This is a genomic window from Micromonospora rubida, assembly GCF_009908295.1.
Classification (GTDB): Bacteria; Actinomycetota; Actinomycetes; order Mycobacteriales; family Micromonosporaceae; genus Micromonospora; species Micromonospora rubida.
Genome location: NZ_JAAALO010000002.1, coordinates 940103 through 962528 on the forward strand (window position 1 = coordinate 940103; position 22426 = coordinate 962528).

Sequence of the window (22426 nt, forward strand, 5' to 3'; positions counted from 1 at the left end):
GAGCAAGTCATGCCGTTGTCGCACGTCAGCACGGTGCCGACAATGCTGCCCGTCGATGGTTTTCGCAGTGAGGCCCCCCGGGACGGGTGGCCCGGCTGACGCGTGCCCCCACGCGTCGAGCCGCCCGTCCCGCACCGGACCGGACGGCTCCTCGCCGGCCGGCCCACCTACCGTCGATTCTGGAGGGAGTGCCCGGTGGACGCCGTTCTCGTCATCAACGCCGACCTCGGCCCGCTGCACCGGGTCACCGTGCAACACGCGATCCGGATGCTCTGCCGGCGGGTCGCCGAGATCCACGAGGCCGAGCCGGACCGCGTGATCGGGGTCTTCCCTGTCCCCCGGGTGGTCCGCCTCGTCCGGTACGTGGTGACCCGCTGGCGGTTCAGCGCCGGCCCGGCCTGGTCCCGGGCGAGCGTGCTGCGCCGCGACGGCCACCGCTGCGCCTACTGCGGCGGGCCGGCCGGCACCGTCGACCACGTGCTGCCCCGCTCGCGCGGCGGCCGGAACACCTGGCGTAACACCACCGCCGCCTGCTACGGCTGCAACCAGCGCAAGAGCGACCGGACGCCGACCGAGGCGGGCATGCCGCTGCGGCACGAGCCGGTCGTGCCGAGCTGGGCGGCGCTCGCCGGGCGGTGACGGACCGGCCGGCGGGAACGGGGGGCCGCGTCAGGGGTACGCCCCGGCGCGGCACCCGCCGGCCCCCGGCAGGCCGAACCGGACGCAACCGGGTCAGTCGGTGGCGGGCGGGGCCCAGCGGAACCGGGGCGGCCGGCGCTCGTTGGCCGCCGCCACTCCCTCACGGGCCTCCCCGCTGGCCCGGACCTGCCCGTGCCACCAGGCGATCCGGTCCTCGTCGGCCCGCTCGTCGACGATCTCCTTGGCGGCGGTGACGGTGAGCCGCGAGCGCTCGGCGATCGTGGCGGTGACTGCGGCGACCCGAGCGGCGAGTTCGTCCGGCGGCAGCACCTCGTCGACCAGGCCGATCCGCAGGGCCCGCTCGGCGTCGATCAGCTCGGCGGTGAAGAGCAGGTGCTTCGCGGCGGACGGGCCGACCAGCCGGGCCAGCCGCCGGGTGGTGGGCGCGGGGTAGACCAGGCCCAGCCGGGCGGGCGGCACGCCGAACCGGGCGTCGGCGGCGGCGAGGCGCAGGTCGCAGGCGACCGCGAGCTGGCAGCCGCCACCGACGCAGGCGCCGGAGATCGCGGCCACGGTCGGCTGGGCGAAGGCGGCGAGCCGTTCCTCGGCTGCCACGGCGAGGCTGGCGTCCCCGGCGTCCAGCAGCTCGTCGAGGTCACCCAGGTCGGCCCCGGCGCAAAATGTTCCGGCCGCGCCGGTGAGCACCAGCGCGCGGACCCGCTCGTCCGCCTCCAGCCGGTCCAGCAGCACCGGCAGCTGCCGCCACATCGCGGCGGTCATCGCGTTGCGCCGCCTTGGATTGGAGATCACGATCGTGGCCACCGGTCCGGCCGTCCCGACGGTCAGCTCCGCGTCCGACACCCCCACCAACTCCCTCGCCTCGCCGGCCCCGGTCCGCAGTGCGGAAGCGCCCGGCCGGTGCGGCGACCATAACGAGGCGGGCCCGACGACCACCCGAGTGGGGTGGCCGCCGGGCCCGCCGGGGTACGGCTACGTCAGGCGACGTTGAGCGCGGTGTCGTCGATGACGAAGGAGGTCTGGAGCGAGACGTCCTCCGTGCCGGTGAACTTCAGGGTGACGGTCTGGCCGGCGTACGAGGCCAGCGAGAACGACTTCTGGCTGTAGCCGGCGGCCTTGTTCAGGTTCGAGTAGGTGGCCAGGGTCGCCAGCACCGTCCCGGACGAGTTGAGCACCTGCACCGAAAGCTTGTCGTACTGGGTGCTGGTGGTGGTCTCGGCCGTGTCGATGTGCAGCCAGAAGCTCAGGTTGTACGAGGTGCAACCCGCCGGCACGCTCACCGACTGGGAGAGCGTCTCGGTCCGGGTGGAACCGACCCCGTTCAGCCAGGCGGCGTAGGTGCCGGTGCGAGCCGGCTGGCTCGTGCCGTGCTGAGCGATGACGCCGGAGCTGGCCGTCCACACCGTGTTGCCGGACTCGAAGCCGGGGTTGCCGAGCTTCTGGCCCGCGCTGGTGCAGCCGCCGCCGGTGCCGGTGACGGTCAGCGTGTAGGTGGCGCTGTGGGCCACCGCGCCGGTGCCGGTGACCGTGACGTTGTAGGTGCCGGCCGGGGTGCCGGACGTGGTGGCGATGGTGAGGGTCGACGAGGCGCCCGAGGTCACCGAGGCCGGGCTGAACGACGCGGTCGCGCCGGTCGGCAGGCCGGACGCGGAGAACGTCACGGTCTGCGCGGTGCCGCTGGTGGTGGCGGTGGCCACGGTGGTGGAGACGGAGCCGCCCGCGGCAACCGAACCGGAGGTCGGCGACAGCGTGACGGAGAAGTCGTTACCGGTCGACGAGCAGGGCACGTCGTTGCCGGCCACGTTCACCGCGGTCCACGCCGCCTGGACGGCCTTGTACTCCGTGGAGCAGTTGCCGTACAGGTCGGTCGCCGCCTTGAGGCTGTACGCGCGGGAGGTGTTCGCCGGGGTGGTCGTGTTGACGTACGACGTGTTGGAGGTGAAGTACACGTCGAGCGCCCGGAACCAGATCTTCTCGGCCTTGACCCGGCCGATGCCGGTCACGGCCGGGGCGGAGCCGCAGACCGGCGAGGTGCCGTACGCGGTGGCGCCGGTGCCCTCGGCGAGGTTGAAGAAGAAGTGGTTGCCCACGCCGGAGGAGTAGTGCACGTCCTTGTTCTTCGTGCTGGTCGACCAGCACGAGTCGGAGGAGCCATCCAGCGTCGGGTTGTACATGTACCGCAGCGGGGTGTTGTTGCCGTTGATGTTGATCTTCTCGCCGACCTGGTAGTCACCCGGGTCGCTCGGCGCGTTGGCGTAGAACTCCACCATGTTGCCGAAGATGTCGCTGGTGGACTCGTTGAGGCCACCGGACTCGCCGGAGTAGACCAGGCCAGCGACCGCCTCGGTGACGCCGTGGCTCATCTCGTGGCCGGCCACGTCGAGGGAGACCAGCGGGCGGTTGTTGCCGGAGCCGTCGCCGTAGGTCATCTGGGCGCCGTCCCAGAAGGCGTTGACGTAGGCGTTGCCGTAGTGCACCCGGCTCGGCACGCCGGTGCCGTTGCCGAAGATGCCGTTACGGCCGTGCACGTTCTTGAAGTAGTCGAACGTCATCGCGGCGCCGAAGTGGGCGTCCACGCCGGCGGACTGCCGGTTGGTGTTGGCGCCGGTGCCCCAGACGTTGTCGGCGTCGGTGAACGTGGTGCAGGTCGACGTGCCGTTGTTCATGTCGCAGGTACGGCCGTTGCCGCGCACCGGGTCGATCATCGAGTACGTGCTGCCGGAGAGCGTGGTGTCGACGCTGACCGCGCCGGTGTAGATGCCCGTGCCGCTGCCGGTAACCGTCTCGATCTCGTCGTACGAGCCGATCACCTTGCCGGTGACCGCGTCGGTGACGACGTGCAGCTTCGAGGGGGTCTGCTTGTCGGCCTTCCAGCCGGAGGCGACGGTCTCCCAGGCGAGCCGGCCCTTGCCGGAGCTGGCGTCGACGAAGAGCTCCGGGGCGCCCACGGCGGTGAGCGAGCCGGAGAACTCCTTGCGCGCAGCCTCCTTGGCCTTGGCCGAGGTGACCTTCGGGCTGGCGGCGAGGGTCAGCGGGGCCGCGAGGCCGACCGAGGCCCCGGCGTACTCGCCGTTCGCCTTGGCGTGGATGACGAAGTCACCGCCGTAGACCCGCAAGCCCTGGTAGGTCCGGGAGTAACGGGTGTGCGAGGCGCCGTCGGCGTCCACCTTGGTCCGAACTGCCTGGTATGCCTCTCCGCTGGCACCCTGGACGGCGCCGGGGTTACTGCGGAGGACCGAGTCGGCACGGGCTGCCGACGGGTCCGGGGCGGGGGCTGCCGCTTGCGCCGTGGTGGCGACGCAGGTGAGCAGGCCGCCGGTAAGCAGCGCTGCACTAGCGGCGGCGAGGGTTTTCTTCACGTGCCCTCCTGGCAAGGAATGTGTGACGGGGGTAGTCACGTATGTAGATATAGTGATCGCTTGACGAAAGGGGAAGGGGGCAACCACTTCCGGACCCCAACACTGGCCGAACGGATGAGGAGGGCAAGGTGACGGAACCGGGCGGAGTCCGGACACGTCCGACGGGCATGAGACCGACTCCCCTTCGCGTCGCCATGATCGCCGCGCTGCTGGCGGCGGCGAGCGGATGCTCGGCCGGCGACCCCGGCGACCCCGGCGACCCCGCGCCGACGCCGTCCGCCGCCGTCTCGGCGTCCGCTTCCGTCTCGCCGCCCGCCGCGACCGCCTCCCCGGGCGCCACCGCCGGAACCCCCGACGCCAGTGCCCCGGCCGAGGCGTCCCCGGCCGCCCGGGTGGTCGTCCGACGTTCGGGCGGCTTCCCCGGGGCGAGCGACACGGTCACCGTCGAACCGGACGGCCGATGGGCGGCGGTCGACCGCGCCGGCACCCGGCGCACCGGCCGGCTCACGGCCGCGGACCTCGACCGGCTGCGGCGGCTCGCCGCCGACCCCCGGCTCACCGAGGGCAGCACCGCCGACCCCGCCGTCCGCTGCACCGACGCCTACGAATACCGGCTCACCGTCGGCACCGCCACGATCGACTGGACCGACTGCCCGGTCGCGGGCACGCCGCCGCAGGCCGCGTCGGCGCTGGCCGCGCTCGTGCTCACCGCCGCCGGCTGACCCGTCGCCGCCCGGAGGAGCGCCTCGTCGAGGCGGGCGCGACCCGGCCGACCGTCAGAACCGGTAGCCCGGGGGCAGCCCGGTGCCGCGCAGCTCGGGCGGCAGGTGGGCCACGTCGTTGACGGCGATCAGGGTCGGCGGGCCGCCGTCGGAGTAGCGGATCACGGTCAGCCCCGCGTTGTGGTGGCTCAGCCCCAGCCAGCGCCCGGCCGGGGCGTCCAGCGCGTGCCGGACCAGCCAGGCGATCAGGAACGTGTGGGTGACCACCAGCACCCGGTCGTCGCCGTCCTCCGGCGCGGTGGCGAACCGCGCGACGGCCGCCGCCGTCAGTCGCGGCCCGTCGACCCGCTCGCTCGCGGAGAACCCGGCCAGGAGCCTCGCGTACGCCGGGGGCAGGCCGGCCGGGTCGGTGTCGTGCGGCAGGTGGTCGCCGGCCAGCTCCGTCGCGTACACCGGGATCCCGGGCAGCGACCGGGCGACCAGCCCGGCGGTCTGCGCGGCCCGGGGCAGCGGCCCGTGGTGGACGGCGGTGAACGGCACGCCGGCCAGCCGCTCGCCGAGCAGCGCCGCCTGCCGCCGGCCCCGGGCGGAGAGCCCCACCTCCGGCGGGTCGTCCGTAGTGCCGGCGGGCACGTCCTGCTCGCCGTGCCGGGCCAGGAACAGCAGGCGGCTCGCCATCATCACCTCGTACGGGTCGGGAGGCGCGATGCTAACTGACGCCTCCCGACCCGCCCGCCCCGCTCAGCCGCGCGGGAACATCTGGCCGATGCGGATCTTGTTGCCGAACGGGTCCCGGACGCCGAAGTCGATGCCGTACGGGCGCTCGGTCGGCTCGTCGGTGATCTCCACGCCCTTGGCCACCAGGTCCTCGTACGTCTTCTGCGCGTCGTCAGTGGTCATGAAGAGGGAGCCGGGCAGGGCACCCTTGGCGAGCAGCTCGCGGACCTGCTCGGCGGTGGCCGGGTCGAGGGCCGGCGGGCCGGGCTTCTCCAGCAGGATCTCCCGCTTCGGGTCGCCGGGCAGGTTGACCGTCAGCCAGCGCATGAAGCCGAGGTCCTGGTCGGTGTTGACCTCCATGCCGAGCTTGCCGACGTAGAAGTCGAGGGCCTCGTCCTGGTCGAGCACGTAGATCTGGGAGCGGCTGATCGCGTTCATCGTCATGCCGAGAACGCTATTCGACCGCTCCGACCTGCTGCTTATCCAAAACTGCTGGGTCGCATCCAGGCCTTGGCGAAGCACGCGGGCACGTCCGTCGGCACCCTGCGCCGGCGGTACTCCGTCGGCGACTCGCCGACGATCTGACGGAACGTCCGGCTGAAGGTGCCGAGGCTGTTGAACCCCACCGCGAAGCAGACTTCCGTGACATCCCGGTCGGTCTGGGCGAGCAGGTACATGGCCCGCTCGACCCGACGCCGTTGCAGGTACCGGTGCGGGGTCTCGCCGAAGGTGGCGCGGAAGGTGCGGATGAAGTGCGCCTCGGAGACGTGCGCGATCCGGGCCAGGGCGGGGATGTCGAGCAGCTCGGCGTACGCCCGGTCCATGGCGTCCCGGGCGCGGAGCATGGCCCGGTTGGACTCCTCCACCGCGCGGCTCATCCCACCTCCGTCCAGCGAGGGCGAACGCCGACGCCGCACCGGAATCCCGTCCTCCAGGACACCGGTGAAATCTGTGGAGCCCCCGGCTGGAATCGAACCGGCGACATCTCGCTTACAAGCTCTTCAGAGTACGCGGGCCAGTCCGGCAATGGCCGTGCCCGGACCGGGGCTCCTCGCTGGGCTCTTCCGCACGTCGCCGTTCGGGCTCGTTGCTGCCAACGTCGCTCTCGACGTTCGGATGTGCCACCGAGCGCGAACCCCGCCGGTGGATAGTGACCTGACGTAGCAGCGAGTGTGGTCAAGTGCCGCATCGCGTGGTCAGACGTATCGATCGTGTCGTCGGCATGATCGAGAGTCGCCACGTGAAACGGATTAGTCAAGATCATCGCACGCGCTCTGCACGGTCCGTGGCCCGGCGTGGCCCAGACGAAACCGGGCAGCAAGGTCATCGGCAAGGTCAGAAGCATCACGTGAGCCGTCGATGGTTACCACCGGCAGGTGCAGTTCGACGGCCTCCCGCCGGACTTCTGCATCCCACAGTTCATCGCGAGCAAGTCGCCGAGCGAGCGCCTTGCCGTGATCGCTGTCTCCCCAGTTCATTCGGGCTCTCTGGACGTCGGCGAATCGAGCCCGCAATGCCCGTTCCCTGAACTGTGGCGTTGGCAGGAGGAAGGCGGCCTGCTGGGGCCAGATCAGCAGCGGAGCAACCTCGCGGGGCAGGGTTCGGAAGTCATCGACCAGGACCGGATGCTCCGTGGGCATCGCCAGCAGGTCATCGACAACAAACCCGAACGTTTCCCCGCGCATGCTCGGCATCGACTCGAAGACTTCCTGTGCGCTGCGGCCATTCCACGTCTGCGCCAGTGGAGCTTGCAGCAACGCCCACAGGTACGGCTGCTTCTGGGCGGTGCACCGGCTGACGTAGTCGCGCTCCGCGCGGTCCCCGTCGTAGATCAGCACGTCGTAGCGCTCGGCTAGGACCTGGGCGAGGGTGCTCTTGCCTGAACCCGTGCCCCCCGCGAGCCATCGAACATGCGAAAGGCGGCGAGCTAGGTCTACAGGATGATTGTCAGCGGCCATGCCAAGAGACTGCCGCCTGCGGGCAGAGAAAAGCCGCCAGTTTGGAAGATCGTTCTCGGGCAGCAGCACGGCTTTTGCAGTCAGCGGTGGCGCGCACCTGCGCGTCGGGCGTGCGGGATACGGTCGCGAACATGACGTTCATGATGGATGACCCTGATGAGATCGCTGCGGTCTTGCGAGGAACGGCTTTGGAAGGGCATCCGGTGGAAGAGGGCATCGGGGGCACCTTCCTGATCACCGACGTTGTGCCGGAACATCTCCTCGACGCGTGGCGAGCGGCGCGTTCGGCGCTACCGAGGACTGGCCGCTGGCCGCTCCTGACTGGCCCCGGCGAGCTTTATCACGAGCCGACAGCCGAGGAAGTCGCTGCACTGACCCAAGCCGCCTGCACTCTAGACCCATGGTCTATCTATCACCGCCGGAACGGCGATGAGTTAATTCCCAAGGATGCACTGGACGGCTATTTGACCAGCCTGCTGGTCATCGATCTCGTTCCACGGGCTAAGAGAGAGTTGGAGCTGCCGACGAAACGGGCGGCGATCGAACGATGGATCTGGGAAACCCTGCTGACGGATCCGGAACTCGCGGAGCGCGGCCATCGGAGCGCCGCAAGCTTGGTCGGTACTCGGATCTGGTACACGCCGCGAGAGGTGCAACTCGTGCTGCTGCCGACCTCGACGCAGTGGCTGGCACCTGCCTGGATCAGCTACTTCGGAGCCACAAGTCCGCAGGGAGTGGAAGGACTTGCTGCGGCCATGCGGCAGTGGGAACGGCAGTGGGGAGCCGAACTGGTGGCCTGCTGGTCAACCATGCTGCAGTTCGTCGTCACCAGACAGCCGAAGCCTGGTGAAGAGGCGTGGCAGCTCGCGCTTGCCGTGACCCGAAGCGACGAGAGATCTACGTCCAGAAGGCGGGCCTCCAGCGGGCGGCTCCCCCGCCGGCCGAGGTCCGACAACGCCTGGCGCGCCCCGATGGGGTCGACCAGGCTCAGCCGCTCGTTCGCCCGACCCTCACGAGCCCGACTACTGTCGGCACTGCTGACACTCCGGCGAGCAACGGCGGCGAGTGCCACCGAACGCCTTGTGAAACTGGAGCCCCCGGCCGGGATCGAACCGGCGACATCTCGCTTACAAGGCGAGTGCTCTGGCCAGCTGAGCTACAGGGGCAGGTCTTGCGTGGCCAGCATAAGCGACAGACCTCGGGAGTTGTCCCTCGGCAGGCCCTCCCAGCACGGAAAACGCCGATTTGCCGACCCTGTCGGCTGTCATCCGCCAGCGGGCGGGCGGAACCACGCGGAGATTGATGCCTGCCTGTGCCCGACTGCCCGGAATGTGAATGCCGTCCGTCCCACCCCATGCTTCTCGTCTTGGCAGGCTGCGGAAACCCGTTTACGGTGCAGTGACACGGATGACAGTTCCGGCGGCCCCCGCTGCCCGGAGCGTCGCCCGGATGGCCGGCGCCACAGGGCGCCGGCTGCTCCTTCACTCGGATCGTCCGGCACGTTCCTGCCGGTGAGAGGAAGCGCTCCAGCATGGCCACGGTCACTTACGCGAAGGCGTCCCGGATCTACGCGGGCACTGAGCGTCCCGCAGTGAATCAGCTCGACCTCGAAATCGGCGACGGCGAGTTCCTCGTCCTCGTCGGCCCCTCCGGTTGTGGCAAGTCCACCAGCCTGCGCATGCTCGCCGGCCTGGAGGACGTCGACGACGGCGCGATCTACATCGACCAGCGCGACGTCACCCACCTCCCGCCGAAGTCCCGCGACATCGCGATGGTCTTCCAGAACTACGCCCTCTACCCGCACATGTCGGTGTACGAGAACATGGCGTTCGCGCTGAAGCTGCGCAAGACCCCCAAGGCCGAGATCGACCGGCGGGTCAAGGAGGCGGCCGGGCTCCTCCAGTTGGAGGACTTCCTCGGCCGCAAGCCGAAGGCCCTCTCCGGCGGCCAGCGCCAGCGGGTCGCGATGGGCCGGGCGATCGTCCGCGAGCCGCAGGTCTTCCTCATGGACGAGCCGCTGTCGAACCTCGACGCCAAGCTCCGGGTGCAGACCCGTACCCAGATCGCGTCGCTGCAGGCGAAGCTCGGCATCACCATGGTCTACGTCACCCACGACCAGGTCGAGGCCATGACCATGGGCCACCGGGTGGCCGTCATGCTCGACGGCGTCCTCCAGCAGGTGGACACCCCCCGGGCGCTCTACGACACCCCGGCCAACGTGTTCGTCGCCGGCTTCATGGGCTCCCCGGCCATGAACATCAAGACCGTCCCGCTGAACGAGCAGGGCGCGACGTTCGCGGAGCTGAACATCCCGCTGACCCGCGAGCAGGTCGAGGCGGCCCGCGCCGAGGGCGGCGACGGCAAGGTGACCGTGGGCTTCCGCCCGGAGGACTGCGAGATGGTGAGCCCGACCGAGGGCGGCATGCCGGTCGTGGTCGAGCTGGTCGAGGACCTCGGCTCGGACGTCAACGTCTACGGTCACGCCGCGATGGAGGGCCACAACGAGCGCTTCGTGGTCCGCACCGACCGGCGCACCATGCCGAACATGGGCGACACCGTGTTCGTGAAGCCGCGGACCGGCCGTACCCACGTCTTCAACGCCGCCAGCGGCAAGCGGATCTGACGTACGACGCAGAGGGGGTGCCCGCCGATCGGTGGGCACCCCCATCGTCGTCTCCGGGCCGGTATCCGGGTGATCACCGAGGTGCCGCCGCGCCGGCGCGGCATAGGTTCGACGCGACCTGCGGAGAATCGAGGACACCATGCCGACCACGGTCGACACCCCGCACCGGGCCCGTCCGTCCCGACCCCGCCGGGCGCACCGGGTCGTCCGGTCGACGATCCGGAGCCTGATCTACTGTGCGGCGCTGCTCCCGGTCGCGCTGGTCGCGCTGCCGGCCGGGCTGCTCGGTCAGGGGCGGTCGGTCGCGGGGTGGTGGGACGTCCTGCACACCCGCCTGCTGGGCGCGCACGGCGCGGACCCGACACGCCGGCCGGGGCCGGTGGCCGTCGTCAACCACGCCCTGCTGAGCCTGCTGCTGGGTACCGCCGCGCTGGTGCCGCTCGGGGCCATCCTGCTCATCGTGGCGCGCGGTGCCCTGTACGGCTTCGTCGAGCCCGGTCCGTTCGACAACTCCTGGGGCGGTCCTACCCTGGCCGGCGCCTGGCTCGCGCACTTTTTGATCGGCATCCCGTTCGCCCTGGCCGGGCTGGCCGCCCTGGCCGGCATCGCCGCCGTTCACCACCGGCTGACGCTGGCCCTGCACGGCGCACGACGGGCTCCCTGGCTCGTTCCGGCCACCGCGCTGGTCGCGCTGTTCGGAGCGTTGGTCATCTTCGCCTGGAGCCGGCAGTTGTAGGCCCCGGACAGGCAGAAGGGGCGGCCCACCATCTCGGCGGACCGCCCCTTTCCGTGTCTGCGGGATCAGCCCTCGGCGGCCCGGCGGCGGGACACCTCGGCGAGGGCCACCGCGGCGGCGACGCTGGCGTTGAGCGACTCCACCTCGGAGATCATCGGGATGCTCACGGTCAGGTCGCAGGTCTCGCCGACCAGCCGGGACAGCCCGCGTCCCTCCGAGCCGACCACCACGACCAGCGGCCCGACGGCGGCCTCCAGGTCGTACAGGTCGGTCTCGCCGTCGGCGTCAAGGCCGACGACCATGAAGCCGGCGTCCCGGCAGGCCTTGAGCGACCGGGTCAGGTTGGTGACCTGGGCGACGGGCACCCGCGCCGCCGCGCCGGCGCTGGTCCGCCAGGCGGTCGCGGTGATCCCGGCAGCCCGCCGCTCCGGTACGAAGACACCCTGCGCGCCGAATGCGGCGGCGGACCGGATCACCGCGCCGAGGTTGCGCGGGTCGGTGACGCCGTCCAGCGCCACCAGCAGCGGGGCGGTCTGCTCCAGCGACGCGGCGACCATGTCGTCGAAGGACTCGTACGCGAACGGCGGCACCTGGAGGCCGACGCCCTGGTGCAGCACGCCGCCGGTCATCCGGTCCAGCTCGGCGCGGCTGATCTCCAGGAGGGCGATGCCCCGGTCCGCGGCGGTGCGGATGATCTCGTTGATCCGGTCGTCGCTCTCGATGCCCTGGGCGATGTAGAGCGCGGTGGCCGGCACCTGGGTGCGCAGCGACTCCAGCACCGGGTTCCGCCCGACCAGCAGCTCGGGGCTGTCCTTCGCCGGGTTGGACTTGCGGCCCGGCGCGACCCGGGGGCCGGTGCGGCCGGTCGGCTTGCCGCCCCGGCCGGCAGCCCCGGCACCCCGGCCGACCGGAACGCCCCGACCGCCGCCCCTGCCCCAGGTGGTGTCCTTGGTGCCCGGCTTGCCGATCTTCGGGGCACGCCCCTCCTCGGACGCCGCCCGGAGCTCCTTGTCCTGCTTCCAGGCGGTGCGCTGCGGCAGCTTCTCGGTGCCCGAGTACCCCTTGTGCCAGGGGCGCTCGTCGGCGGGCAGGGTCCTGCCCCGGCCCGCGAGGGAGTCCTTGTTCTTGCCTCCGGAGCCCTTCGGGGCGCCTGCCTTCGACGTCAGTCGCCGGCCACGGCGCTGCGAGTTGCCGGCCATCAGTCCTGCTCTCCAATAGTCCAACGGGGGCCCTGGGGGGTGTCCTCGATCATCACGCCGGCCTGCTTGAGCTGGTCGCGGACGGCGTCCGCGGCGGCCCAGTCCTTGCGGCTGCGGGCCTGCGCGCGCTGCTCCAGGGCCAGCGCGACCAGCGAGTCCATCACGTCGCGCAGGTCATCCACGCGACCGCCACCCGTCCAGGCCTCGTCCAGGGGGTCGATCCCGAGGATATCCAGCATCGCCCGCGCGGAGTCGAGCGCCGTGCGGACGGTCACATCGTCGCCGGAATTCAGCGCGCTGTTGCCGTCCCGGATCACCTCCTGGAGCACCGCGAACGCGGCAGAGGTGTTCAGGTCGTCGTCCATCGCGGCGACGAAGGCGGCCGGCAGTTCCCCGAACTCACCCGGGCCGACCCGCTCGGCGGCCCGCTGGACGAATCCCTCGATCCGCCGGAAGCCGGTCGCCCACTCGCGCAGCGAGTCCTCGGTGTAGTCGATCAGCGAACGGTAGTGCGCGACCGCGTAGTAGTAGCGCAGCTCGATCGGGCGCACCCCGAGCGAGGCGACGTACGCCAGGTCGAGGGCGTTGCCGGTCGACTTGCCCATCTTCGCGCCGCCGATGCTGAGCAGCCCGTGGTGCACCCAGTAGCGGGCGAACGGCAGGCCGGCGGCCTGCGACTGGGCGATCTCGTTCTCGTGGTGCGGGAAGGTCAGGTCGAGCCCGCCGCCGTGAATGTCGAACTCGGCGCCCAGGTAGCGCCAGCACATCGCCGAGCACTCGATGTGCCAGCCGGGCCGCCCCCGGCCCCACGGCGAGGGCCAGTACGCGTCGGCCGGCTCGTCGGGCTTCGCGCCCTTCCACAGCGCGAAGTCGCGCGGATCACGCTTGCCCCGCTCCGGGGCGTCGCCGGCGGCCTGCATGGCGTCGGGCGACTGGCCCGAGAGCGCGCCGTAGGCCGGCCAGGAGGCCACGTCGAAGTAGACGTCGCCGGAGCCGTCGGTGGCCGGGTAGGCGTGCCCGGTGTCGATCAGCTTCGCGATCAGCTCGTGCATCTCCGGGACGTGCCCGGTGGCCCGCGGCTCGTACGTCGGCGGCAGCACGTTCAGCGCCTGGTACGCGCCGGTCAGCGCCCGCTCGTTGGCGTACGCGATCGACCAGAACGGCCGCCCCTGCTCGACGGCCTTGCCGAGGATCTTGTCGTCGATGTCGGTCAGGTTGCGGATGAACCGGACGTCGAACCCCTTCGCCAGCAGCCAGCGGCGCAGCACGTCGTAGTTGACGCCGGAGCGAAGGTGACCGATGTGCGGGGGTGCCTGGAGGGTGAGACCACACAGGTAGACCCCCACCTTGCCGGCTTCCTGCGGGACGAAGTCCCGCACCGATCGGGTGGCGGTGTCATACAGGCGTAGCGTCACCTCACAAGGGTAGCCGTCCACGCATTCCCGGGTCGCCCGGTGCCGGGTCGTACGCTGCCCCTCGTGGATGAAGCGGCACGGCAGGACGGCACGACGGCCCGGCCCGGCGACGGGGCGCGCGGGGGCGAGACGGCCCAGACGCTGGACCGGGGGCTGCGGCTGCTGCACCTGGTCGCCGACGCCCCGGGCGGGCTGACCGTCACCGAGGCGGCGAACCTGCTGGGCATCGGCCGGGCGGCCGTCTACCGGCTGGTCGGCGCGCTGAGCGGACACGGCATGGTGCGGCGGGACGGCGACGGCCGGCTGCGCCTCGGCGCGGGGGTGCTGCACCTGGCCCGTCGGGCCCAGCCGCTGCTCGCCGAGGGCGCGCTGCCCGCCCTGCGCCGGCTCGCCGAGCAGGCCGGCGCGACCGCCCACCTCACCGTGGTCGAGGGCGGCGAGGGGGTCGCACTGGCGGTGGTCGAGCCGAGCTGGACGTCGTTGCACGTGGCGTACCGGACGGGGACGCGGCACCCGCTGGAGCGGGGGGCGGCCGGGCGGGCCATCCTCGGCGGCCGGTCGGGCTCCGCCGACCCGGTGAGCACCAGCGGCGAGTTGCAGCCCGGCGCGTACGGGGTGGCCGCGCCGGTGCTCGGCGTGCCGGGTCTGGAGGCGAGCGTCGGGGTGGTCGCGCTGGCCCCGCTGGACCCGGAGGTGGTCGGCGAGCAGGTACTCGCGGCGGCCGCCGCCGTCGCCACCGCGCTCGCCCCCTGACGCCGGCCTACGAACCCCGACGCGTTCGGGAGGCGGCCATTAGCACAGCCGGAGGGCATCCGGCTGGTTGTCCACAGGGGGATGGGTCGGCGGGGCGGGGTGTTGTCCACAGGGGTATCCAGGCGCGGCGGCTGCCGGGAGCCTGGGCGCATGCCCCGACACCCTGATCGCCCGTCCGCCCTCGCCTGGCAGGTCTTCCGCGCCTCCGAGGCGATCCGGCTGGGCCTCGTCACCGCGCACAAGCTACGCAGCTCGGCCTGGGTCAACCTGCGCCGCGACATCTACGCCGACTCCCGCCTCGACCTGGACCACACGCTGGCCTGCCGGGCGGCGTCCCTGCAACTGCCCCCGGGCTCGGCGCTCGCCGGCCCGTCGGCGGCGCTGCTGTACGGCGTCGAGCACGCCGCCGAGTTCTCCGACGAGGTGCACGTGGCCAGCCCCCGCACGGCGGGGCTGCGCAGCCAGCGAGGGCTCCGGGTGCACCTGACCGACCTGCGCCCCGCCACCTCGCCACCGGTTCCCGCCGCCCTGCTCACTCCGGTCCCGCTGCCCGCCCCTGACCCGCTGCCCGTCGCCGCCCCGCTGTCCCCCAACATTGCGCTGTCCCCGCACGTTCCGCTGTCCGCCCACTCCTCGCTGCCCGCCCTCGGCCCGGCCACGATCGGGGTGGCACCATCACCCGCCCCGGGTGCCATCCGCACGGCACCACAGCCGCGCGACGCCACCCGCTCGACGCCACCGCCGCGCGACACCACCCGCACGGGACCACAGCCATGCGACACCACCCGCTCGACTCCACGACCGCGCGACGCCGCTCGCGCCGGGCCGCAGATCGGCCGGGACGCCGTGGGTGTCCCGGGCGGCGTGGCTGTCGCGAGTGTCGCGAGTGTCACGGGTGTCGTGAGTGTCACGGGTGTCGCGGGTGTCGCGGGGCGCCCGGAGGACCCGACCGTCGCCGGGGCCGCGCCGATCGCGGTCGCGGCGGCGGCGTGGGCGCTCCCCCGCACCGATCCGGCGACGGCGGCCTGGGAGACCGCCGTCTGGCTGGAGCCCCTACGGGCCGTCGGGATCGTCGACAGCCTGCTCCGCAAGGGCCTGACCACCCGGGACTCCTTGACCGCGATCGGGGTCCGTAACGCGGACCGGCCCGGGGGCCGGCGGGCGAGGTGGGTCTTCGGCCTGGCCGATCCCGGGGCGCAGTCACCGCCGGAGTCCGAGTTGCGGGTCCGGCTGGTGCTCGCCGGGCTGCCCCGCCCGGTCGCCCGGCACCCGGTCCGGCTGGCCTCGGGTCTCGTCCTGCATCCGGGCCTGGCCTGGCCGGAGTTCCGCGTCGCGGTCGAGTACGACGGCGACTCGCACGCCGACGCCGAGCAGTTGCACCGCGACCGCTGGCGGCTCAACCAGCTCGTCTGCGCCGGATGGATCGTGCTGCACGCGTCGGGCCGCCGCCTCCGGCACGACTCCCCCGCGTTGACGCGGGAGGTCCATGCCGCCCTGGCCGCCCGGGGCTGGCGGCGTTGACCACCGGGACGACGAGGGGCCCGGGCGACCGTGGTCGCCCGGGCCCCTCCCGGTGGCACCGGTGGTCACCTGCGGGTCTTCACCGCCGCGTACGCGTCGATGATCCCGTGGCCGTAGAAGCCGTTGAACTTCGAGTCACCCGCGCAGTAGGCGTTGAACTCGGCGTCCCGGCCCTCGTTGGTGTACGTCTGCAGGCGCGGCTCCGGGCAGGCACGCTCCGCGGCGGTGCGGTAGAGCTGCCGCTCGACCTTGGCCGGGTCCATGCCCAGGCCATCCCGGGTCTTCTTGCCGAACTTGCTGACGATCAGCGCGGCGACGCCACTGACGTGCGGCGACGCCATCGAGGTGCCCTGAAGGTAGGTGTAGTACCCGCAGTCGCCGTTGGCCTTGCACTGCTTGAACACCGACTCCTCGAAGCCCTCGACGATGTTGCCGTTCTCGTCGACCGATCCCTCCTCCTGGAGCACGTGCTTCGGGTACGTGGAGAGGATCATGTTGGCGTCGAGGCGGTAGGTGTCCGTGCCGAAGCCGTCGCGGAACCAGCCACCCGGCGCGGCGACCGAGATCTGCTCGGTGCCGTAGTTCGAGTAGTCGGCCTTCTTGCCGGAGGGGCCGACCGCCGACACGCCGATCACGTGCGGGCCCTCCACCGGGAGGTCCCAGCAGGTGGCGTTGTCGATCGGACGGTCGTACGGGTCGGCGCCGTAGTCCGGGCTGGAGATGTCGGTGCGCGGCGCACCCAGGTCCTCGTGGTTGTTGCCCAGCGCGCCGACCAGGGTGACGCCCTTGCGGTGGGCGAAGTCGAGCGCCCGCTTCATGGCCTCGATGGTCGCCCGCTGCTCGGTCTGCGCCTGCGGCGAGTCGGCCGGGTTCGCGGTGCAGTTGTAGAGCCACGGGTCGACGTAGAAGGACATGTTCACCACGTCGAGGCCGACCTTGCCCGCGTGCACCAGGGCGTTCACGACCGGGTCGAGGAAGAAGAAGCCGGAGTCCTGGCCACCCTTCAGCTCGACCAGGGTGACGTTCGGGGCGACGCCGGAGAGACCGAACCCGTTCGCGGCGGCGCCGACGGTGCCGGCCACGTGGGTGCCGTGCCCACCGTCGTCGGTGCCGACCGGGTCGAGGCAGCTCGCCACCTCGCACTCCCCGTCGATCTCGGGGATGTCCGGGGCGAAGTTGCGCGACAGGGACCAGCTGAAGTTCGGCGCGAGGTCGGGGTTGCTGGCGTCGACACCGGTGTCCAGGATGCCGACGGTGACCCGGCGGTCGCCCGGCTCCACCTTGCGGGCCTGGTCGGCCCGGATCATCTCCAGCCCCCAGAGCTTCTCGTCCAGCGGGTCCATCTTCTTGCCCCGCTTGGCGACCGTGCCCTTGGCCTTGGCCTTCGCCTCGGCCTGGGCGAGGAGGTGCTCCTGCTCGACCCGGTCGAGCTTGGGCCTGCGGCCGATCGCCTTGCGCTCGGCCGCGCCGAGCAGGGCCGCGTTCGCGGTCGCCCGGCTGGCGAAGTCGGTGCGGTCGCTGGTCACCTGGAACAGACCGACCTCGTCGGTGCGGGAAACCACGGTGCCGCCCGCGGCGGTGATGGCGGCGATCGCCGCGTCGGCGGAGACGCCGGCCTCCGCGACGACGGTGAACTGCCGGGTCGCGGTCGGCTCGGCGTTCGCCGTGCCCACCACTCCGGTCACCGTGAGTGCCAACGCCGTCGCGGTTGCGACGGCACCGGCGGTGAAGCGCTTACTCACCACATCAGATCCTCTCGTTGAGGGACGTGGCAGTCATCCCATAGCACCGATGGCCGTTCCGCCAGATAGGCGTCCGTATTACCCGGCATTCAGGCTTTCGTCGGCTCGCTGTCATCGCGGTGCCGGCGGGCACCCCGGCGTGGGAGGAGTTACGCCTCGCTCATCTCGCGGCCGGCGCAGAGCCGGTCGACCGCGTCCGGCAGGTCGGCCAGGGTGGAGACCTCGGCGTCGGCCGGCACATCGGGCGGGCGGGGCAGGCCGAGGCGGTTGAGCCAGACCGCCCGCAGCCCGGCCCGCCGGGGCCCGAACACGTCGTGGCTGGGCGAGTCGCCCACGTACACGATCCGCTCCGGCGGCACCCCGGCCGCCTCGACCACCGCGGCGAAGAACTCGGGGGCGGGCTTCTTCGGCAGGCCGTTCTCGTGCGCGTACAACTCGAAGGCGAACTCGCCGGCGAGGCCGCAGCGCTCGGCGCGGCTGTTGCCGTTGGTGGCGTAGCCCAGGGTGTACCGGCCGCGCAGCGCGGCGAGCGCCGGCAGCACGTCGGGGAAGGGGCGGGTCAGCGCGAAGCGCCGGGCGAAGAAGATCGTCGCGACGTCGTCCAGGTGCGCGCCGAGGCCGGCCCGGGCGAGCGACCGGGCCAGCGCGGCCCGCCGGATCTCCATGACGGGGGCGGCGCTCATCGCGCCGAACACCGCGTGCCAGTCGGACTCCAGCTCCGCGAGGCTGATCCCGGCCGCCGCCGGGGTCAGCCTCCGCATCTCCTCCAGTACGGCCACCAGCCCGCCGGTGACCGCCGGACGCAGGTCGATCAGGGTCTCGTCGGCGTCGAACACGACATGGGTGAGCATCCGGCCAGCCTCCCATCCCCGGGCGCGACCGTGGGGGCGTCAGACCTCGGCGGCGAGCGCGGGCTCGACGGGACGGCCGCCCGGCCGGTCGTCGACGCGCGCCCCACGCAGCTCGTCGAGGCGGACCAGGGCGACCCCGGCGACGATCAGGGCGCCGCCGAACAGTTGCGCGACGGTCGGCAGCTCGCCCAGCACCAGCCAGGCGATGAGCACCGCGAACATCACCTCGGTCAGCCCGACGAACGAGGAGAGCCGGGCCCCGAGGATCCGGGTCCCAGCGATCCCGGCCAGGTACGCGACCACTGCGGCGACCAGCGACAGGCCGGCGATGGGGACCAGCCAGCTGGTGCGCTGCCCCGCGAAGGTCACCTCGCCGAAGGTGGCCCGCAGCGGCAGGGCCCCGGCCAGGCCCAGCAGGAGCAGGACCGCCGCGCCGACGGCCATGCCGGCGCTGGCCATCGTCACGGACGGCAGGCCGTCGTCGAGGCGGCCGGCGACCACGAAGTACCCGGCGAGCCCGACCGCCGCACCCAGCCCCCAGAGCACGCCGACCGGGTCGAGGCTGCCGGCGCCGGTCAGGTCGAGGACGCCGACGAGACCGGCCAGCGCGGCGACCGCCCCGGCCACGGTCAGCCGGCGCGGACGCTGCCTGTGGACCAGCCACATCCAGCCGACCACGAGGATGATGCCCAGGTACTCCAGCAGCAGCGCCACGCCGACCGGAAGGTAGCGGACGGCGTTGAAGAAGCACGCCTGGGCGAGCGCGACGCCGAGCAGCCCGAAGACGCCGACCGGGGCGAGGTTGCGCCGCAGCACGCCCCACCGGCCGCGCACGGCCAGCGCCCCGGGCACCGCGAGGACGGCTGCGGCGATGCCGACCCGGGCGACCACTGCCGCCTCCGCGGACCACCCGGCCTCGATCAGCGACCGGGCGAAGGTGCCCGAGGTGGCGAACGTGACGGCCGACAGCAGCACCAGGCCGAGCCCGGTGGTGCCGGCGACGGGTCGTGGACGCATCGAATCCCTTAGTACGTCATGAGTGAAGTAGCCTTACACCGATGACGCTAGGCGGGTCGCCCGACAGGAGTCAAGTTGCTTTTCGCCCATGACACCGAGTGCGGGCTGATCGTCACCGCCGCCCTGGTCAACACCGCCGGCGACCAGGGCGAGGCACTACCCGACGTGGCGGCCCTGGACGCGTTCTTCGCCGCGCACGGCTGGACCGGTCGGCACGAGCACACCGAGGCGGAGCTGCGGTCCGTCCGGGACCTGCGCCCCCGGCTGCGCCGGATCTGGCACACCGACACCGACGGGATCGTCGCCATCGTCAACGGGCTGCTGCGGGAGGCCGGGGCGCTGCCGCAGCTCGTCCGGCACGACGACGAGCCGTACCACCTGCACACCGTGCCCGGGGACGCGCCGCTGGCCACCCGGATGGCGGTCGAGGCCGCGATGGCCCTGGCCGACCTGGTACGCAGCGGCGAGCTGAGGCGGCTGCGCGTGTGCGACCACCCGGAGTGCGACAACGTGCTGGTCGACCTGTCGAAGAACCGTTCCCGGCGGTACTGCGACGCGGGCTGCGGAAACCGCGCCGCGGTCACCGCCTACCGGGCCCGCAGGGCCGCCGCCCGCCCCTGACCCACATCGCGCCGCTACCCGCCCTCGACGACCGGGGCGTCCCCACCCCCGGCGGCCTCCCGACACGCCCCCGGATCCGGCGCAGGCCGAGGGCGGTTACCTCATACCGGACCAGGGCCCGGGGCCACTCGGTCAGCCCTCCCCCCGCCGACCGACGCAGCCGGCGGGCGGGGGAGACGTGGTCAGGAGGAAGTGTCCGTCATCAGCCAACGGGAGACGGCGACGCGGAGCAGGACGTTGTCCCCGGCGGGCCCGGCCGGGGCGGTGACGTCCCAGTCGTACTTGCGGCGGAACCCGTCGACGGCCCACTCCGGGAAGGACGAACGCACGATGGTGACCGTGCCCTCCGCCACCACCGGGTACACGCCGTCCGGCAGCGCCAGCGACACCCGGGGATCGGCAACGATGTTACGGGTCTTCCGGTTCCGCTCCTGCGTGCAGATCCACCACTCGCAGTCCCGGTAGAGGAACCAGACCGGCGTGACGTGCGGCGAACCGTCCGGCCGCACCGTGCACAGCCAGACGATCCGTTCCCGGTCGAGCCTCTCCAGGATCTCCGGATCGAGCACCGCCTGTCCGGTCACCGGGGCAACGCCACTACGAAGGCCAGCCACGAGGCCGGGGCGACGGTCAGCACCGACCCCGCCGGTTCCGTGCTCCAGCCCCGACGCATCCGCGCCCGGCGCAGCCCCGCGACCAGTGAGGCCGCCGCCGTCGTCTGTTCATCGGTCACCCGCGACCGCCCCACACTGATGATGATCTCCTCCGATGCTCCGCCACCTGCGGGAGGCCCAGCCCGGAACGGCTCCCGCGGCCGTCGGAGACCCTTCCGAAGGCAGCGACGCCCTCATCAGACGTCTCCCCCGACCACCGCGCGGAGCAGTTGCTCGACCGGGACGTCCCGTCCGTTCCACCCGAGCACCGACTGTAGAGGGTGGACGACCACGTGGGCTCACCGATCCATGCCCGGCCCTCGCGACCAGCGGGTCGCACCCCGCCGACCCCGCCCCGCACCTCGGCTCACCCGGTCAGGGGTGGGTCATCCGGAGCAGGTCGAGGGCCTCGTCGAGCTGGTCCGCGGTGAGCTTGCCGTCGGCCACGTGACCCCGGGCGATCACCACGTCCCGGATGGACATCTCCTTGGCCAGCGCCTCCTTGGCGATCGAGGCGGCCTCGTCGTACCCGAGGTGGCGGTTCAGGGGGGTGACGATCGACGGCGAGCCCTCGGCGTACGCCAGACAGACGTCGGCGTTCGCGACCAGGCCGGCCACGCAGCGGTCGGCGAGCAGGCGGCTCGACGCGGCGATCAACCGGATCGACTCCAGCAGGTTGCGGGCCATCACCGGCAGCATGACGTTCAGCTCGAAGTCGCCCTGGGAGCCGGCGAAGCCGACCGTGGCGTCGTTGCCGACCACCTGGGCGCAGACCTGCCGGACGGCCTCCGCGACGACCGGATTCACCTTTCCCGGCATGATCGACGAGCCGGGCTGGAGGTCCGGGATGCGCAGCTCGCGCAGGCCGGCCCGGGGGCCCGAGCCCATCCACCGGATGTCGTTGGCGATCTTGTAGAGGCCGATCGCGATGGTGCGGAGCTGCCCGGACGTCTCCACCAGCGCGTCCCGGGCGCCCTGCGCCTCGAAGTGGTTGCGGGCCTCGGTGAGCGGCAGGCCGGTGGACTCGCGCAGCTTGGCGATCACCGCCGCCGCGAAGCCGAGCGGGGTGTTGATCCCGGTGCCCACGGCGGTGCCGCCGAGCGGCAGCTCGGCCAGCCGGGGCAGCGCCCCCTCCAGCCGTTCGACGCCGTAGCGGACCTGGGCGGCGTACCCGCCGAACTCCTGGCCCAGGGTGACCGGCGTGGCGTCCATCAGGTGGGTGCGGCCGGCCTTCACCACGGTCTCGAACTCGGCCGACTTGGCCTCCAGCGCCTCGGCGAGGTGGGTCAGCGCCGGCACCAGGTCCTCCACGACGAACTGGGTGGCGGCCAGGTGGATCGAGGACGGGAAGACGTCGTTGCTGGACTGGGACGCGTTCACGTCGTCGTTCGGGTGCACGTCCCGGCCCAACTCCCGGCCGGCCAGGGTGGCGATCACCTCGTTGGTGTTCATGTTGGACGAGGTGCCCGAGCCGGTCTGGAACACGTCGATCGGGAACTGGTCGTCGTACCCGCCGGCGGCCACGTGCGCGGCGGCGGCGGCGATCGCGGCGGCCACGTCCGCGTCGATCACGCCCAGCTCGCCGTTGACCTCGGCAGCCGCGCCCTTGATCTGGGCCAGGGCCTTGATCTGGGCCGGCTCGATCCCCCGCCCGGAGATCGGGAAGTTCTGCACCGCGCGCTGGGTCTGCGCCCGCCACAGCGCCTCGGCGGGCACCTCCACCTCGCCCATCGAGTCGCGTTCGATCCGGTAGCCCGCTGCCTCTGGAGTCGTCACGCCCTCCATCCTGCCGCGCCCGGCAGCCACTCGCAGCGAGGCTCAGGAGATAGCGGGGTCGCTACTGCGGCCGGGCCGCCGGTAGTAATTGCGACGATCTCCACGG

General features: G+C 72.2%; 21 protein-coding genes, 1 tRNA gene and 1 pseudogene. 8 read left to right on the forward strand and 15 right to left on the reverse strand.

The window, feature by feature from the left end:
* Positions 1 to 195: 195 nt before the first annotated feature.
* Complete coding sequence (locus GVV04_RS08820; protein ID WP_161686347.1) at positions 196 to 639, forward strand: HNH endonuclease; 444 nt, start codon at positions 196 to 198, stop codon at positions 637 to 639.
* Between the two features lie 93 nt (positions 640 to 732).
* Here GVV04_RS08820 and GVV04_RS08825 read toward each other — a convergent pair whose 3' ends face one another.
* Positions 733 to 1506, reverse strand: coding sequence for an enoyl-CoA hydratase/isomerase family protein (locus GVV04_RS08825; RefSeq protein ID WP_161686349.1), 774 nt, complete (start codon positions 1504 to 1506; stop codon positions 733 to 735).
* Between the two features lie 128 nt (positions 1507 to 1634).
* A complete protein-coding gene (locus GVV04_RS08830) occupies positions 1635 to 4016 on the reverse strand; it encodes a M4 family metallopeptidase (protein WP_161686351.1) in 2382 nt (793 codons plus the stop codon).
* 167 nt (positions 4017 to 4183) lie between these two features.
* On the opposite strand from GVV04_RS08830, the gene GVV04_RS08835 reads away from it, so the two are divergent.
* Positions 4184 to 4738, forward strand: coding sequence for a hypothetical protein (locus tag GVV04_RS08835; protein WP_161686353.1), 555 nt, complete (start codon positions 4184 to 4186; stop codon positions 4736 to 4738).
* Positions 4739 to 4792: 54 nt separating this feature from the next.
* On the opposite strand, the gene GVV04_RS08840 is transcribed toward GVV04_RS08835, so the two are convergent.
* The 4 genes from GVV04_RS08840 to GVV04_RS08855 all read right to left on the reverse strand — a co-directional run bounded on the left by GVV04_RS08840 (position 4793) and on the right by GVV04_RS08855 (position 7482).
* On the reverse strand, positions 4793 to 5416 hold the full coding sequence (locus tag GVV04_RS08840) for a histidine phosphatase family protein (protein WP_161686355.1): 624 nt from the start codon (positions 5414 to 5416) through the stop codon (positions 4793 to 4795).
* A gap of 63 nt (positions 5417 to 5479) precedes the next feature.
* Positions 5480 to 5899 carry a VOC family protein gene (locus GVV04_RS08845; protein ID WP_161686357.1) on the reverse strand — a complete coding sequence of 140 codons (420 nt, stop codon included), beginning with the start codon at positions 5897 to 5899 and terminating at the stop codon, positions 5480 to 5482.
* 35 nt (positions 5900 to 5934) lie between these two features.
* Positions 5935 to 6333, reverse strand: coding sequence for a helix-turn-helix domain-containing protein (locus tag GVV04_RS08850; protein WP_161686359.1), 399 nt, complete (start codon positions 6331 to 6333; stop codon positions 5935 to 5937).
* A gap of 372 nt (positions 6334 to 6705) precedes the next feature.
* Positions 6706 to 7482 carry a nucleoside/nucleotide kinase family protein gene (locus GVV04_RS08855; protein WP_161686361.1) on the reverse strand — a complete coding sequence of 259 codons (777 nt, stop codon included), beginning with the start codon at positions 7480 to 7482 and terminating at the stop codon, positions 6706 to 6708.
* A gap of 74 nt (positions 7483 to 7556) precedes the next feature.
* Between GVV04_RS08855 and GVV04_RS34755 the strand changes: the two are divergent.
* Positions 7557 to 8273: pseudogene (locus GVV04_RS34755) on the forward strand (DUF4253 domain-containing protein); the annotation flags it as partial.
* Positions 8274 to 8502: 229 nt separating this feature from the next.
* On the opposite strand, the gene GVV04_RS08865 reads toward GVV04_RS34755, so the two are convergent.
* Positions 8503 to 8579 (reverse strand) — tRNA-Thr (locus tag GVV04_RS08865).
* Positions 8580 to 8944: 365 nt separating this feature from the next.
* On the opposite strand from GVV04_RS08865, the gene GVV04_RS08870 reads away from it, so the two are divergent.
* On the forward strand, positions 8945 to 10036 hold the full coding sequence (locus GVV04_RS08870; RefSeq protein WP_161686363.1) for an ABC transporter ATP-binding protein: 1092 nt from the start codon (positions 8945 to 8947) through the stop codon (positions 10034 to 10036).
* Positions 10037 to 10175: 139 nt separating this feature from the next.
* Positions 10176 to 10772, forward strand: coding sequence for a hypothetical protein (locus tag GVV04_RS08875; protein WP_161686365.1), 597 nt, complete (start codon positions 10176 to 10178; stop codon positions 10770 to 10772).
* A gap of 65 nt (positions 10773 to 10837) precedes the next feature.
* Here the strand turns inward: GVV04_RS08875 and rlmB are convergent, their stop codons facing one another.
* Entirely contained in the window at positions 10838 to 11971 is a 1134-nt protein-coding gene (rlmB, locus tag GVV04_RS08880; protein ID WP_161686367.1) for a 23S rRNA (guanosine(2251)-2'-O)-methyltransferase RlmB, read from the reverse strand.
* Complete coding sequence (cysS, locus tag GVV04_RS08885; RefSeq protein ID WP_161686369.1) at positions 11971 to 13386, reverse strand: cysteine--tRNA ligase; 1416 nt, start codon at positions 13384 to 13386, stop codon at positions 11971 to 11973. The genes rlmB and cysS overlap by 1 nt, the downstream gene beginning before the upstream one ends.
* 63 nt (positions 13387 to 13449) lie before the next feature.
* Here cysS and GVV04_RS08890 point away from each other — a divergent pair, with 63 nt between their 5' ends.
* Both GVV04_RS08890 and GVV04_RS08895 read left to right on the forward strand, forming a co-directional pair.
* Positions 13450 to 14139, forward strand: coding sequence for an IclR family transcriptional regulator (locus GVV04_RS08890; RefSeq protein WP_161686371.1), 690 nt, complete (start codon positions 13450 to 13452; stop codon positions 14137 to 14139).
* Between the two features lie 150 nt (positions 14140 to 14289).
* Positions 14290 to 15660, forward strand: a complete 1371-nt coding sequence (locus tag GVV04_RS08895) for an endonuclease domain-containing protein (protein WP_161686373.1) — start codon at positions 14290 to 14292, stop codon at positions 15658 to 15660.
* A gap of 65 nt (positions 15661 to 15725) precedes the next feature.
* Here the strand turns inward: GVV04_RS08895 and GVV04_RS08900 are convergent, their stop codons facing one another.
* The 3 genes from GVV04_RS08900 to GVV04_RS08910 all read right to left on the reverse strand — a co-directional run bounded on the left by GVV04_RS08900 (position 15726) and on the right by GVV04_RS08910 (position 19270).
* Positions 15726 to 17402: a S8 family serine peptidase gene (locus GVV04_RS08900; protein WP_328822281.1), complete on the reverse strand. Its 1677-nt coding sequence runs from the start codon at positions 17400 to 17402 to the stop codon at positions 15726 to 15728.
* Between the two features lie 149 nt (positions 17403 to 17551).
* Entirely contained in the window at positions 17552 to 18253 is a 702-nt protein-coding gene (locus tag GVV04_RS08905; protein ID WP_161686376.1) for an HAD family hydrolase, read from the reverse strand.
* A 39-nt stretch (positions 18254 to 18292) separates the two neighbouring features.
* On the reverse strand, positions 18293 to 19270 hold the full coding sequence (locus GVV04_RS08910) for an EamA family transporter (protein ID WP_161686378.1): 978 nt from the start codon (positions 19268 to 19270) through the stop codon (positions 18293 to 18295).
* Between the two features lie 75 nt (positions 19271 to 19345).
* On the opposite strand from GVV04_RS08910, the gene GVV04_RS08915 reads away from it, so the two are divergent.
* Positions 19346 to 19891 carry a CGNR zinc finger domain-containing protein gene (locus GVV04_RS08915; protein ID WP_161686380.1) on the forward strand — a complete coding sequence of 182 codons (546 nt, stop codon included), beginning with the start codon at positions 19346 to 19348 and terminating at the stop codon, positions 19889 to 19891.
* A 182-nt stretch (positions 19892 to 20073) separates the two neighbouring features.
* Here the strand turns inward: GVV04_RS08915 and GVV04_RS08920 are convergent, their stop codons facing one another.
* From GVV04_RS08920 to GVV04_RS08930, 3 genes are all read right to left on the reverse strand, one after another.
* Positions 20074 to 20475 carry a pyridoxamine 5'-phosphate oxidase family protein gene (locus GVV04_RS08920; protein WP_161686382.1) on the reverse strand — a complete coding sequence of 134 codons (402 nt, stop codon included), beginning with the start codon at positions 20473 to 20475 and terminating at the stop codon, positions 20074 to 20076.
* Positions 20472 to 20624 (reverse strand): hypothetical protein, encoded by a 153-nt coding sequence (locus GVV04_RS34325; protein ID WP_201753015.1) that lies wholly within the window; start codon positions 20622 to 20624, stop codon positions 20472 to 20474. The genes GVV04_RS08920 and GVV04_RS34325 overlap by 4 nt, the downstream gene beginning before the upstream one ends.
* A 295-nt stretch (positions 20625 to 20919) precedes the next feature.
* Complete coding sequence (locus GVV04_RS08930) at positions 20920 to 22320, reverse strand: class II fumarate hydratase (RefSeq protein WP_161686384.1); 1401 nt, start codon at positions 22318 to 22320, stop codon at positions 20920 to 20922.
* Positions 22321 to 22426 lie beyond the last annotated feature (106 nt).